This window comes from Streptomyces sp. NPDC056948 (assembly GCF_042674225.1).
In the GTDB taxonomy this organism is placed as follows: domain Bacteria; phylum Actinomycetota; class Actinomycetes; order Streptomycetales; family Streptomycetaceae; genus Streptomyces; species Streptomyces purpurascens.
The window spans coordinates 1-13,872 of the sequence record NZ_JBHUQX010000252.1 but is presented as its reverse complement, the minus strand read 5'-3'; the positions used below and the strand labels follow the sequence as shown (position 1 = coordinate 13,872).

Annotated in this window: 9 protein-coding genes; 3 read left to right on the top strand and 6 right to left on the bottom strand. The window is 74.2% G+C overall.

Features of this window, described 5'->3' with window-relative positions; translation table 11 throughout:
• Positions 1 to 24: 24 nt before the first annotated feature.
• Both ACFTZL_RS28250 and ACFTZL_RS28245 read right to left on the bottom strand, forming a co-directional pair.
• The gene (locus tag ACFTZL_RS28250) at positions 25 to 1,380 is read right to left on the bottom strand and encodes an aKG-HExxH-type peptide beta-hydroxylase (protein ID WP_382588216.1); all 1,356 of its coding nucleotides are present in this window, start codon (positions 1,378 to 1,380) and stop codon (positions 25 to 27) included.
• 17 nt (positions 1,381 to 1,397) lie between these two features.
• Complete coding sequence (locus ACFTZL_RS28245) at positions 1,398 to 2,630, bottom strand: FxsB family cyclophane-forming radical SAM/SPASM peptide maturase (RefSeq protein WP_382588214.1); 1,233 nt, start codon at positions 2,628 to 2,630, stop codon at positions 1,398 to 1,400.
• Positions 2,631 to 2,828: 198 nt separating this feature from the next.
• Here ACFTZL_RS28245 and fxsA point away from each other — a divergent pair, with 198 nt between their 5' ends.
• From fxsA to ACFTZL_RS28230, 3 genes are all read left to right on the top strand, one after another.
• Positions 2,829 to 3,023: an FxSxx-COOH cyclophane-containing RiPP peptide gene (gene fxsA / locus ACFTZL_RS28240; RefSeq protein WP_382588212.1), complete on the top strand. Its 195-nt coding sequence runs from the start codon at positions 2,829 to 2,831 to the stop codon at positions 3,021 to 3,023.
• Positions 3,024 to 3,150: 127 nt separating this feature from the next.
• Positions 3,151 to 6,777 (top strand): FxSxx-COOH system tetratricopeptide repeat protein, encoded by a 3,627-nt coding sequence (gene fxsT / locus ACFTZL_RS28235; RefSeq protein ID WP_382588210.1) that lies wholly within the window; start codon positions 3,151 to 3,153, stop codon positions 6,775 to 6,777.
• A 56-nt stretch (positions 6,778 to 6,833) separates the two neighbouring features.
• Positions 6,834 to 7,829 carry a hypothetical protein gene (locus tag ACFTZL_RS28230; protein WP_382588208.1) on the top strand — a complete coding sequence of 332 codons (996 nt, stop codon included), beginning with the start codon at positions 6,834 to 6,836 and terminating at the stop codon, positions 7,827 to 7,829.
• On the opposite strand, the gene ACFTZL_RS28225 is transcribed toward ACFTZL_RS28230, so the two are convergent.
• The 4 genes from ACFTZL_RS28225 to ACFTZL_RS28210 are packed head-to-tail and all read right to left on the bottom strand — an operon-like array spanning position 7,807 to position 13,451.
• Positions 7,807 to 10,080 carry a hypothetical protein gene (locus ACFTZL_RS28225; protein ID WP_382588206.1) on the bottom strand — a complete coding sequence of 758 codons (2,274 nt, stop codon included), beginning with the start codon at positions 10,078 to 10,080 and terminating at the stop codon, positions 7,807 to 7,809. The two genes, ACFTZL_RS28230 and ACFTZL_RS28225, sit on opposite strands and share 23 nt — an antisense overlap.
• Positions 10,081 to 10,130: 50 nt before the next feature.
• On the bottom strand, positions 10,131 to 11,228 hold the full coding sequence (locus tag ACFTZL_RS28220; protein ID WP_382588205.1) for an ATP-binding protein: 1,098 nt from the start codon (positions 11,226 to 11,228) through the stop codon (positions 10,131 to 10,133).
• Positions 11,225 to 12,115, bottom strand: a complete 891-nt coding sequence (locus ACFTZL_RS28215) for a hypothetical protein (protein ID WP_382588203.1) — start codon at positions 12,113 to 12,115, stop codon at positions 11,225 to 11,227. Before ACFTZL_RS28215 ends, ACFTZL_RS28220 begins: the two co-directional genes overlap by 4 nt.
• Before the next feature lie 55 nt (positions 12,116 to 12,170).
• Positions 12,171 to 13,451, bottom strand: coding sequence for a hypothetical protein (locus tag ACFTZL_RS28210; protein ID WP_382588201.1), 1,281 nt, complete (start codon positions 13,449 to 13,451; stop codon positions 12,171 to 12,173).
• Positions 13,452 to 13,872 lie beyond the last annotated feature (421 nt).

The following is a 13,872-nucleotide window of genomic DNA, read 5'->3' as shown; positions in this document are numbered from 1 at the left end:
CGGGCACGGTACGACCAGGCTCCGTCAGATCAGCAGCGCCTCCGGCACCCCGTTCCTCCGTACCCACTCCGCCCGGTGCTCCGCCGCCAGGGCCAGCCCCCGGCGCCGGGCCTCGGCCGGTACGGGGAGGCGGCACAGGCCGTCGAGGGTGTTCAGCATCGTCTGAGCGAAGTGCTGCCCCAGGGGTGTGAGGCGGCCGGAGGTCAGCAGGACCTCCGTGGCCTCCCGGGCGCCCGAGCGCCAGCGGACGAACTGGGCCTCGGCCCGGGCGAGTTCCTCGGGGTCCTGCTCCACGGCCCGGTGGCGGTTCCAGACCTCCGTCACGCCCAGATGCGCGTACGCCCCGTGGAAGAGGCCGAGCAGGGGCCGGGGGTCGGGGCGCCAGGGCGCGTAGTAGCGCTCCTCGCCGCCCGGCTCGAACAGATCGAACAGGTGCAGTACGGCCGCGAACTTGCTGTGCTGCAACTCGTGGGCCATGGACAGGGCGAGACCGCGCCCGGTGCGCGGCCGGGACAGCGCCATGGAGCCGAACGCCTCCGCGCTGCTGCCGCTGAAGCTGCCGGTGCTGCCGAGGGGGACCAGGGTGCGCGGGCCGGCGGCGAGTTCCGCGTAGGTCCGCGGGTGATGGGACCGGAGTGTGTCGCAGGCTTCCCGGGTCGTGGCCTCCCACCAGCGCAGGTCGTCCGACGTCAGGCCCAGGGGCTGTTCCGGGACGCCCGGGAAGCGCAGCGGGTCGATGTCGTCCAGGAGCAGCGGTGCGCCGGTGTCCAGTACCAGGAGCCGGTGTGCCGACTGCCACCGTGCCGTCGATTCGGATGCGTAGGGGGCCCGCGGCACGTCGAGCGGGCCGGGCACGGAACTCCGTCCCGCCACCCCGATCCGAGCCGCTCCGTCGGCAGCGACCACCACCTCGGCCATGTCCCCCGGGCACGCACCGAGGAAGCGGGCACCACCGAGCGAGGGCAGGAAGACCCGGTCCGCCGTCAGAGGCCACCGCACCCGTGCGGGCACACCCGCGCGGACCGCCGCGGCCGCGGCGAGGGCGCTGAAGCGGTGGACCGGCGACTCGCTCGCCGCACCGGCCTCGGCCTCGCCCTCGATGACGCGGTCCAGCCGGGCCAGCAGGCCGATCAGCGCGGTGCCCGCCGACGGGTGCGTCAGCACCGCCGACACGGCCCGGGGGTCGGCCCGGTGGGCGGCGGCGAGGAGATCCCAGGCCTGCCCGGCCGCGTCGGCCACGCCGCCGCCGATGTCACGGGCGGCCCCGGTGACCGCGTGGGCGCAGGCCAGCCGGCGGCTGTACTCGGCGCGGGCGAGCAGCTCCATGGTCTCGGCCCCGCCGCCGCCCGTCGCGATGGCGGTGAAGAGCCTATCGGGCACACGGAGCGGCATGGGCCTCATACGGCTTCCGCCGGGGCGTCGCGCAGCCGGTCCAGGTCCCCGGCCAGCCGCCCCCTGACCCGGTCGATCAACGCGGTCAGATCGGCGCAGTAGACACTGGGATTGGCGAACCCGGTGGCCGGCCGGTAGCGGTTGGCGTAGTGGCCGCCCCCGCACACCCGCAGCAGCCGGCAGTCGCGGCACTGCGCGGACAGCCCGTCGGCGCCCCACTGGCGGGCCGCCACGCCCGGATGGCGCAGCAGCGCGTCGAAGGAGTCGCGCCCGACGTGCAGACCGGTCCGCGCGGCGCCGTGATAAGCGGTGCGCAGCGTGTCGTCCTGGGCCAGGGAGCCGTCCGTCTCCACCACGGCGTACCGCACCGGGGCCAGGCCCAGCGCCTCCGTCTCCGTGGCGCCGCCGAGCAGCAGCGTCATCATGTCCTCGAGCAGCCGCACCCGGGTCTCCCGCCGCGGGGCCCCGTACCACCGCTCGAACACCCGCCACAGCCAGTCCGCGTACGGCGTGCCCGGCAGCCCGGGCCGCAGACCCGGCGGGGGAGTGTGCCAGTTGCCCTGCGGCAGCAGGAAGTCCACCGCCGGCGGCCGGTACGTCAGCAGGTGCTCGTAGCAGCGCACCGGATCGTTGCGCAGGTCGATGGTGCACAACAGGCCCGCGAACAGCTCGCGATGCGGCCCGTCGGCCAGCCGGTGCACGGCGGCGGCGACCCGGGCATGGCTGCCGCGCCCGTCGGCGCCGCGCCGGTGCCGGTCGTGTGCCGCGCGGTCGCCGTCCAGGCTGACCGAGACACGGATGCCGTGCGCGGCGCACAGGTCGAGCCAGCGCTCGGTCAGCCGTACGCCGTTGGTCTGCAGCGCGAGGTGCAGCCGTACCCCGGGACCGACGGCCGAGCGCAGGACCGAGGCGGCGCGGCCGAGCGCGGCTTCACCGGCGAGCAGGGGCTCGCCCCCGTGCAGCACCACCCCGGCCTCGCTCACCCGGTGCGCCGCCAGATGCCCGGCGATGCGCTCGGCCGTGCGGTCGAGGACGTCCGGCGTCATGGTGCGCGGCTGCTCGCGCCAACTCGTGTCGTGCGAGCGGTACATGTAGCAGTAGCGGCAGGCGAGGTCGCAGCGGCTGTGCATCTTCAGTACGAAGGAGTGGAACGGGGCGGGCACCCATCCGGCGGCTTCCCGCGCCACGACGTCGTCCGCGACCGGCCACGGCGGCTCCGCATGGCGCAGTCGATTCATACGTACCCCCCGGTTCGCATGCCGGCCGGCCCGGTGTCCACCCGGCCGACCACGCCATTTGGCCCAGTATTCGGTGCCGGTGACAGACCGTCAACATCGCAATTCCGTCGTCCCCGCGGCCCCCGCCCGAAACTAGCCGGTTTCGGGAGCCACCCGGTGGGGACGTCAACACTGGACACAAGCCGCGGAGGATGAGCCATGGCAGAGCTCGAGGAAGCGGGTGCCGAGCAGGGCGAGGCCACGCTGGAGTCCGTCGTGCTGGACCTCGCCGACGTGCCGCTGGACGACCTCGCCGCGCTGCCGCCCTCGGTGCTCGGGGAGACCCTGCGCCGGCTGCGCACCGGGCGCACGGCGGGAGATCCCTTCGTCACCGGGTTCAGCGAGAGCCAGTGACCGGCACCGCGTGGCGACGCCACCGTCGAACGCGAAACCGCCTGATCAGGGGCAACCCGCCCTATAATGACCGTCCCTGACTGTCGTGCCCCACCGTCCAGCACCTGCCGTCCGAAGCGGAGTGGCCATGCCCGACACCCACGCAGCCGACCGCTCGGGACGGTTCGCCCTCTTCTGCTCCACCGCGGAGAACCTCGGCGTCAGCACGACCGTACGCAACGTCGCGGACCTGCTGGCCGCGAGCAACCGCAGCGTGCTCATCGTGGACGGCCGTGTCACCGGCGCACCGGCGGGAGCGCCGGTGCCCGAGCCCGTGCCCGGCCGGATCGCCTCCGTGGCCCGCCCGGACGCCGCCTCCCTCCTCGCCCTGGCCTCGGACCCGGACGCCCTGCGCCACGACCACGTCCTCGTCGAGGCCCCGCTGCCCGACGCGCCTGGCGCACCGCCCGAGGGCAGACTCGGCTCGCTGGCCGACTCGCTGGTCCTCTGCTTCGCCATGACGGCGTGGTCCATCGACGGCGCCGCCGCCCTCGCCGAGCAGCTCAGCGGCGGCCGCGCCGACCGGCCCGTACGGCTGCTGGCCCTCGGCCTGAAGAGCAACGTCGAGTCGCACGACCGGCTGCGCGGCGCCCGCGAACGGGTCCGCCGCAAGTTCGGCCCCCTCTCGCGCACCTCCCGCACCTCCGAGGTCGCCTTCCTGGAAATCCCGTACCACCCGCTCTACCTGGACACCCGGCAACTCGCCGTCGAGAGCGAGCCCGAGGGCTCGGTGACCGGGCTGCGCCCCTACTACGAACGGCTCGCCGACTGGCTCCGCAACCGGCGGCCGGTGCCGCTCAACCGGGTCACCCTCGTCCACTCCCAGCGCCACGCCCCCTGGGCCGCCTGGCTGGAGGACCAGTTCCGGCGCGGCGGCATCCGTACCGAGCTGCGCGCCCAGGACGCCTACTCCGGCGACCGGCCGGCCCCCGGCACGGCGCTGCTGTTCCTCTCCCCGGCGGACATGGACCACGCGGCGCTGGCCCAGCTCGCCGCGCTGTCCCACCCCGACGTCCGGATCGTCCTGGCCGACGAGCCCTTCCCGGACGCGGGCGCCGCCCACCACGAGCGCATCGACCTGCGCGGGACCGACGAGGACGAGGCCGTACGGCGGCTGTACGCCGGACTCGGCCTCGGCGCCCCGCCCCCGGCGGACGGCCCGCCCGGCGCGCGGTTCCCACGGCTGCCCGCCGTCACCAACGTGGCCCCCCGGTACAGCGGCTTCGTCGGCAGGGACGACGTCCTCGGCGGCCTTCTGGAGGAACTGCACACGGCCGGCCGGGACCACACCCCGCTGGTCGTGCACGCCGCGAGCGGCTGGGGCAAGAGCGAGACCGTGCGGGAGCTGTGCCACCGCTTCGGCTCCGCCTACGACGTGGTGTGGTGGGTGCGCTCCTGGGAGATCCCCCGCGCCCGCCGCGGCCTGAACCGGCTCGCCGGCCGGCTGGACCTGGTCACGACCGGAGACGGCGCCTCCCCGGCGCTGTTCGACCACCTCTCCCGCGCCGACACACAGAGCTGGCTGCTCGTCTACGACGGGGCCGAATCCCCCGACGGGCTGCGGGAACTGCTGCCCACCCCCCACGCCCGCGGGCACGTCCTCATCACCAGCCGCACCGCCCCCGCCACGGAAGACATGGCGGCCTTCTCCCTGCCGCCCATGTCGCCCGCCGAATGCCGGGCCGTCCTGGGCGAACGGCTCGCCGAGATCGACGAGGAGCAGGCCCAGCGGGTCGGGCAGGTCCTGGGCTTCGTCCCGCTCGCCGTGCGCATCGCCGCCCTCTGCCTCGCCGAGCGCGCCGCGGCACACCGGCGCGACGACAGCATGGGCGACCAGACAGCGGCCCGCGCCGCCGTCGCACACCTCCTCGCCGAGTACCGCACGGCCCAGGAGGCCCTGCTCGAACGGGAGGGCGCCGCCCCGCCCGTTGCCGTCATGGTGCGCGTGGCCCGGCAGACCGTGCTGCACACCCCGGGCGCCGCCGCCTGGCGCGCCGAGAGCCGCACCAGCGACGCCCTCGGCTGGCTGCTGAACGCGGCCTCGCTGCTCACCGGCCGGGGCATGGGGCTCGAACTGCTGAGGTCGAGACGCATCCTCTCGGAGCTGGCCCGCGACGACACGACGACCCGCAACCCCGGCGCGCGCCGCACCCCGGCCGACACACGGCTGCCCGACGAGCACATGGTGAGCGTCGCCCTGTGGGCGCTGTCCCGGGTCGGCCTCCTGGAGGTCGACTTCGACCGGCCCGACCAGCCCCTCGGGCAGCACCACGCCGTACGGGACGCCGTCCGCGACGGTATGGAACCGGCCGAGCGCGCCCGCATCGAGCAGGTGCTGCGCGGCACCCTCGCCGAGTTCACCCCGGACGAGAACCGCGGCCTGTCCGCCGACTGGGCACGCGAGGTGTACTCACTGCGCCTGTGGGAGGACGACCGGCCCCGCGTGCGGCGTTCCATGCTGCGCCACCTCAACGCCCTGAGCCAGCGCGGCGAGACCGCCGACCTGGCCCGGCTGCTCGACATCTCCGAGCGCGCGCGGGAGGCCTGGAGCCCGCAGGGTGACGACCCGTCACCGGAGTATCTGCGCCTGCTCAACCTCACCGCCCGCGCCCACCGCCTCGACGGCGCCTACGAACAGGCCCGCCAGCTCTCCGAACAGGCCCTGCGCGGCCACCGCAGACTGCTCGGCCCCCTGCACCCGAGGACACTGCTGTCCGCCGACTCCTACGGCGCCGTGCTGCGCTCCCTCGGCAGGTTCTCCGACGCGCTCTTCCAGGCCCGGCCGGTGCTTGAGGGCCTGACGCTGCTGCTCGGAACGCAACACCGCGCGACAGTGCAGGCCGAGCACAACCTCGCGTTCACGGAGGCCCTGAGCGGACGGGCCCCCGACTCGCTGGCCCGGCTCCTCGCCCGGTTCCGCTACCGCCAGGCCGTCGGCGGCGAGGACGACCCGGCCGTCTGGCGGTCCGCCGACCTGCTCGCCTGGGTCTACCGCACGCTGGGCCGCGACGCGGAGTCCCAGGACCTGCTGCGGCAGTGGCTGCACCGGCACGGCGACGTCGCGACCGGCACGAGGCTGAGCATCGAACTCGGCCTGGCCGTCAGCGAACGGCGCATCACCTACAACTCCGCCCGCTCGCACGAGACGGTCTACGGCTACGAGAAGGCCCTGGAGCGCGACCGGCGGGTCCTCGCCGAAGCCACCGGCCGGTTCGGCGCCGACCACCTGGACACCCTGCGCTGCCGCTTCAGCCTGGCGGCCGACCTGCACGCGCTCGGCAAGCACGACGAGGCCGAACACGAGGCCCGCCAGTGCGGCCACGCCCTGGAGAGCACCCTCGGCGCCTGGCACCCCTACGCCGGACTGGCCGGGGTCCGGCACGCGGTGTACCTGCGGGCCGGCGGCGCCGTGGAGGAGGCCGAGGCGACCGGCAGGGCCGCCCTGAACCTCCTGGAGGACCGGCTCGGCGACAGTCACCCCTGGGTCTCCGCCGCGGAGAACTCCCTCGCGGCCACCCTGGCCGCGGCCGGGCGCGTGGACGACGCGGCCGGACTCGCCGAGCGCGCCCTGCGCCGTTTGCGGGACCTGGACATGGGGCATCGGCCCGATGGCCGGCGGGTGGGCGCGCACCACGCCTGGCTCACCTCCCGCGCCACCGCCCGCACGGCACCGGCCAGGGACTTCGACATCGATCTGGAACTGCCCGGCATCTAGGGCCGGACACCGGCCCCGGCGCCCGGACGGTTCCTCCGACGGAAAGGTGAGCGTACGTGGCAGCAGCGCCGCACCCGGAGACCGAGCTCTTCACCGAGTCCCACTGGTTCCCGGAGGGCCACGGCCGAATAACAGAGCTGTGCCAAGGGGCCTTCGCCGGCGTCCCCGCTCTCAGGTCGGTGTCCCACTACAGCAACGGAATCATCGACTTCGTCCTCCGCAGAAGCGACTGCGTCCCGCTGTCCAGCCTGGTCACCGTGGGCGGCGAGGACATCGCCAACGAGGCCCTGCCCGGAAGCCGGCTCCTGCTGTGCACCCAGGACCTGGGCGCTCTGATGCGGCCGCTGGGCACCGGCGAGCTGATGCGCGTCGTGGTCGCCAACGCACGCGGCGGCCTGTGGGGCGGTCGCGTCAAACCGGGGGAGTACCTGGCCGCGCTCACCGATACGCCCGGTGGGATGCCCGCCGTCGACGAGGCGATGAACACCCTCGTCTCCACCATCCGCACCCAGGTGCACCACCTGCCCGACGAACTGCCCGGTGGCCTGACGGACCCTCCGGACCCTCTGCCGGAACACAAGGAGAAGCTGCGCATCGACTTCGGGACGGCGGCGGCCGAGCACGAGAACCTGTCCGAAATGCGGCTGCGGGCCCTGTGGGGCGGTCACGTCAACACCATCGACCTGCACTACGCGGCCTTCTACCGGGACTGGAAACTCGTCTGCGCGGGCGACGTCTTCGAGAACGCCGAGCTCGGCCCGCGCTTCCTCGAGACCAGCGTGCGCTCACGCCGCACCGGGTACCGCGATCTCGCCCAGGGCCTGCGCGGGCATCTCGCCCGGCTGACCGACGCGCTGCGGCTGGTGGTGCAGCCGCCCGCCGACCGCCTGGTCCTGGACGTCCAGGAGGGTTCCGTGTACGTGACCTGGCTGTCGCCGCGGGACTACGTCCTCGGGGTGACCCTGGACCAGCGGCAGGTCGCCCACGCGGAGAGCCGGCTGCACCTGCTGGCGGGCGCCCTGCGCGAGATCACGGAGCCCGGACCGCACTGACCAGCCCGCCCCAGACCTCGTCGGCGAGTGCCTCCACCGCGCGCGCCGCGGTCGGCCGGTGGGCCGGGCCTGAACCGCCGAGGGACTGCACGGGCAGCACCTCGACCGCCGTCTCGTACTCCCGGCAGACCCGGCGCAGCCCCGCCCACTGCTCCTCGGACGCGCCGGGCGAGGCGGCACGGAACCAGGCGTCGGCGCCCGTGCGGAACCTCTCCGTGAGCTGCCGGACCAGGGTGGCGCAGCCCAGCGCCGTCAGATCGGCCCGCCCCGCCCGCAGGGGCGGGCTCCCGCCCGTGCCACCACCGGACGAACGGCCGGCCAGCCGTTCCACGGCCGCGTCGAGGAGCGAGAACACCTCCTCGAACCGGCCCTCGACCGGCTCCGGCAGTGCCGTGCGCGCCGGGCCGGGCGCCGCCGCGACCAGATCACGCCGGGCCAGATCGCTCACCGTCCGGCGCAGCCGGCCCAGTTGGGAGCTGTGCTCGCCCAGCGCACCGCGCAGCTCGCCGGTCAGCTCCGCGAGATCGGCCTCCTGGCGGAGTTGCGTGAGCCGGGTGCGCAGCCGGTCCAGGGCCTCGTTCACGGCCCGCTCGAAGTCACCCGGGCGGTACAGCAGGGGCTGTGAGCCGAGCGAGCGCGCCAGCCGGTCCCGCATGGTCCGCGACACATGGCCGTTGACCACCAGCAGCACCTCGGCCCGGGCCGGATGGAGTGCGCCGCGCAGCGCCCGGACGCGCGCGGTGATGCGCTCCTGGTCGTCCGCGACCAGCACCGACGGGGTGACCACGATCGCGATGTAGGCGTTCGGGAAGGGCTCAAGCCAGTACGCCACCACCAGCGGCCCGTCGGCGGCGGCCCCCCGCGCCGGGACCGGGTCGACCGAGGCGATGCGCCACTGCCCCAGGGCCAGCGCGTCATGGATCGTGGAGAGCACCTGGTCCTCGGAGACGTTGTCGTGCAGATCGCGCACGGCCCGCAGCACGGTCGCGGCGGTCACCTCCCGGACCGCGCCGAGGCCGTCCTCGCTCAACTGCCAGGCGTGATGACAGGTCTTGAGGATCTCCCGGGGCACCCCACCGGTCAGCTCCTGAAGGATCGCGACCGACTCGGAACCGAAGGGCGCGGGCCACCGGTCGATCGCGTCCGCGCCCACGGCAGGGCCCGGACGGGGACCCGAACCGACGTACTCCGCGACGAGATCCGCCGTCAGTTCCGCGGTGAAGCGGGTCGGCCAGAGCTGCACCACCCGCTCGTGCAGGCTCGGGCGGAACGCGTTGAGCCCGCTCGGCGAGGTGCAGAACACCAGCAGCCCGCCCCGGCTCACATACACGTTGACCAGGCGCTCGAAGGCATCGACGAACGTACGCCGGGAGTCCTCCGGCCAGTCCAGCACCTTCTCCAGCGAGTCGATCAGCAGGACGTACGGCTTGCCGACCCGGCCGTGCAGGAAGCCCTGGACGGCCAGCGCGTCGAAGACCGGGTCGATGCCCGTGACGGCGTCCTTGATGCCGCGTTCCCTCAGTTGCGGGGCGGGCTCGTCACCGGTCAGCCACGCCCAGACCATCGAGGTGAACCGGGGGTCCTGCAGCAGGGCGAACGCGGTGGCGAACCTTCTGTGCTCCGTGACCTCGCCGAGGGTGACCCGCAGATCGGCGTGCATCACCTCGGGGTCGTAGCGCAGGGCGGAGACCACCTTGTCGGGGTCCAGGACGCGGTCGCGCAGGCCGGTGGCGATGTCGTCGAGGGCGATGTCGCCGAGCGGGATGTCGTCCGGCCGGCCCGGCCGCGTCTCGGAGCTCTGCTCGCCGACCCGGGCCGCCGTCACATAGGCGTAGTAGTCCCGGACGAGTTCCTCGAACGCGGCCTTGCCCTCCGGGGTGTCGGCGGGGCCGCGCAGCCGGTCGCGGTACATGCGGCCGAAGTCCTGCACCGGTTCGTCGACGATCCACATGGCCGGGCCGTCCGGACGGGCGAGCCCGTTGCAGACCTCGCGCGCCGCGTGGCTCTTGCCCAGGCCGAACTCTCCCACCACGGCGATCGCCCGGCCGCGCCGGCCGCCCCGGGGCCGGTCCCGGAGGTAGTCGCGCACCAGGCTCTCGAGATCGCCGAGGAACTGGGTGGAGACATGGGCGTTGCCCGAGTCCGCGGCCTCGACCGGTGCCTCACCCAGGTCTGCCGACGGGCCGAGCCGCACGACCGGCACCAGGGGGAAGGGGTTGCTGTACCAGGTGTCTGCGCTGCTTGCGGCCACGATGGCACTCCTTGCGGGTCCGGAGAGGCGCGGTCGGGGTGGCGGGGGCATCAGCCGCCGGGGCGGGGCAGGATCGGCTCACGGAGCAGGGCGTCGCGGCGCGCCCGCCGGCTCTCCCAGTGGGGTCTGAGCGCGTCGGCGTCGATCGGCCAAGGGTGCGGCGCGGTGCGCAGGGCGTTGGCCGCCGAGTGGAAGACCTTCCGCAGTTCGCGTACGTCGGAGGGCTTCCATTCGTCGTGTGCTGCCATCAGGGAACTCCTGTCGGGCTCGACCAGGCCGTGCGGTCCGCCGCCGGCGGTGCGGGCGCTGTGGCTGAACCTCCAGATGTCCTCGGAGTCCAGCTCGCGCAGCGCGAGATGGGTGACCGCCGCCGATCCGCTGAGAGCGGCGGCCACTTCCCTCGCCGTCTCCGCGGCGCCATGGCTCACTTCGACGAAAAGTACGATCCTGGGGTGCGCGGGGCTCAGACAGGTGCGCAAAAACGCCGCCCGGAGATGGGCGTCGTTCCACCGGATGTGCGGGATCACGACGAAGAGCAGCGCGTTGTGCTGGATGAGCAGGTCGCTCATCTCGCTGTAGGCCTGGAACGGGTCCTCCTCCGCGATGATCGCCTGCACCCGGGACTCGGAGAACTCGTGCAGCAGCAGCTTCTTGGCGATCTCGCGGCGTATGCGGGCGTTGATCAGCCTGGTCGGCGCGAACGACCGGCCGTCCGGGTCGACACTGATCCGGCGGCCGTCGTTGTCGAGCCCCGCGGTCGGCGCGAACAGCACGAGCGGGTCCCCGGCCGCGGCCGCCGCCGCTGCCACGTGCCGGCGCGCCTCGTGGATGCACCGGTGGATGAGCGATGTCTTGCCCATGCCGGGCGGTCCGCTGACGACCACCACCCGGCCGTGCCCCGAGCTCGAGTCCAGGAGTTCGCCGAGGTGGGGCCAGTGCTCCTCGAAGCGGTCCAGTTCGTCACGGGAGTGGTCGACGTCGACCCACTGGTGCATGTGGTCCGGCTGCTTCCACGGCACCAGGGGGTGGTCGGCGCTGAGCGTGGCGGAACCGTTCGCGCTGTTGTCACGGCCGTCGCCGTTGCCCGCGCCGTTCGATCCGTACGGTTTGCGCACTCCGTAGGGGTTCGCCCAGTCGGAGTTGGTCATCCGTGTTGCCCTCCGGCGCTTGTGGGACGGCCGCTGTGTCGTGATCCGGGCAGCCACCGGACGAGGGCGGGGCGCAGCAGATCCCCCACCTCCCGCGTCTGCCGGTCCAGGGTGGTGCGCACGGCGTCCGCCTCGCTCTTTCTGTCGTGCGGTTGCAGGAGTTGCCCCTCCCGGCTGCGCGGCAGTCTGTCCGCCAGGGGCAGGGAGTCGGCCAGCAGCCGGGCCGCCGCGCGGCGTGCGGCCGGGCCGGGCACCAGGGCGAGGAGGCCGGTGAGCGTCGTCCGGGCCCGCGCCACCTCGGCGTGGTCCGTCTCGGCCACCTGCTCGTACTCCGCGAGATACAGCCATGCGATCCTCCGGAATTCCAGCACGGCCGCCGTGAGTTGCCGGCCGTGCGTGCGCCGTTCCGCCGAGATCCGTTCCGTCTTCTGTCCGAGTACGGTGAGCACGGCGCCGGTCGCCAGCAGGAGAGCCCCGTCGGCAAACCCGCCCAGCCCACCGCCGCCCTGGTCCGCGGACGCCCCCGGCGCTTCGCCCGCGGCGGCCATGACCGCGTCGCAGACCCGCTCGAAGTCGCCCGGGTGCTTGTCGGCCCAGTCGTCGAGCGGCATCACGCCGCCCTTGCGGCCGGGCACCCGTACGGCGTCCGCACCGCCGACCGGACCCGGCGCCGGCCGCGCCACACCGAGCCGCACCGCCGCGTCCCCGAGCTCCCCCCGGTGCTCGTCGGCGAGGCAGTACACCAGCCGGACATCGCTCCGGCCCGTGTCGGCGGCGGCCTGTCCGGCGGTCGCGGTGAGGAGCGGCAGCGTGCCGAGCAGCAGGACGGGCGTCCAGCGCGGTCCCTTGCGGGGACGCCTGGCACAGCTCCCTCTCCGCTCACCCATCCGGCCTCCCCGTTCCCCTGGCCGCGACCCGTCCGGGCCGCCGCACAACATTCGGCTACGCGGAGGACCGCAGTCCGTCGGTCGCCGTCGGTGCCTCGCCCGCCCTGCCGTCCTCGGCCACCGGATGCCGGGGGAGACGCCGCTGCCCGCCCGCGGGTTGCCGGTTCCCGCGGGACCGGCGCGACCAGCAGCCGAACGCGATCTGGGCCCCGTAGTGCAGCAGGTTGACGGTCACCACGGCCGGGGCGACGATGCCGACCGTCTTCGGGAAGTCGCGTTCGAGCGTGAGGGCGAGCAGCACGGCCGTGAGGCCGTTCTGCTGGCCGATCCCCAGCAGGATCCGGTCCCTTCGGGACAGGCCGCGCACGAAGAGGGGCATCAGCAGCACGGCCACCACAGCCTGTGCGCCGAACGCCGAGGCGCCGAGCAGCACCCCCGGGCCCAGCGACACCCCCTGGGCGGCGAACAGGCCCAGCAGGGCGGTCGCGAGCAGGAAGGCGCTGGTGACCGCCCGCGCGAGCGGACGGGCGAACGCCTGTGTGCGGAGGAACAGTCCGGCCACCGCCACGGCGAGCATCAGCATGTTCGCCGCGGCGAGCACGAGCATGGCGACGACCAGCAGGGCACCGAGCGGCGTCGCCGGCCGTCGGCGGCTGCCGAGTTCCCCGGGCGCCGCGGACTCCGCGGACCCTTTCCCGGCCCGCCGTGCCGGCCACAGCCTGCCGCCCGCCCACCAGAGCACCAGGGCACCGGCCAGGAGCAGCGCGTTGAACGCCAGTCCGAGGGCGTAGCCGCGGGCTCCGCCGCCCACCACCGACGGTGCGCCCGGGTGCCCCGCGGCCGTATAGGCGTAGCCGGCGACGTACAGCGTCAGCAGGACCGTCATCGGATCGTCGAAGGAGGCCCACGCCGTGAGCAGCGACCGGGCGCGCTGCGACATGTGCCCGTCCCTGCCGAGGGCGGCCACCGACAGCGGGTCGATCTGCGCGACGACGATGCCGAGGATCAGATACTCCGGGCGGTCGAACGCCCAGACCATGACGCCCGAGACGATCGCCGCCTTGAGGACGACTCCCAGCGTGACCGCCGCCACCACACCGCGCAGGTCACGGCGCAGATCGGCGAGGTCGATGCCGTACGTGCTGCCGTACAGGCCCACGGCCAGCAGCAGTCCGGTGGCGAAGACGTACCCGGTGGTGCCGGCCAGGCGCGACGGGTCCGCCGCCAGACCGATCAGAATGCCCAGAACCAGAGCGCCCAGCGCCCAGAGCAGGACGGCAGGAACCGCCGCCGGCAGCTTCGGCCGCCGGGCACGGTCGCGTCGGGACGTCTCCACCTGCTCCCCCCATCCCCCGGTGTTACGCCGCGAGCGTAGTCGGGCCGCCGGCACCTCGTGCGCCTTCCGGTACGGACGTGCAGCCGCGAGAGCAATCAAGCGTAGGCATCAATACTCGGACGGCGTAACGCCATTGCCAGCCGTTCCCTTGCACGATGCCCCATGTCGGCCGCCGATGAACGCTCTTCACCCCTGGGGTGGATCCACGGCGCCGGGGCCGGTGCGCCCCGCGTCCGCCCCGCCGCCCTCGGCGGGGCCCTCGACAGCACCGCGCCCGTCGACCGTGCGCCCCCGCCCCGGCCGTGAACCAGGACATGGCGTGGGGGGGGGGGGGGCCCCCCCCCAGGGGGGAGCGCCCAGTCCGCGCCCCCCCGGCCGGACAGGGGGGCCGGGGGGCGCGGGGCGCGGCGGGGGGGGGGCC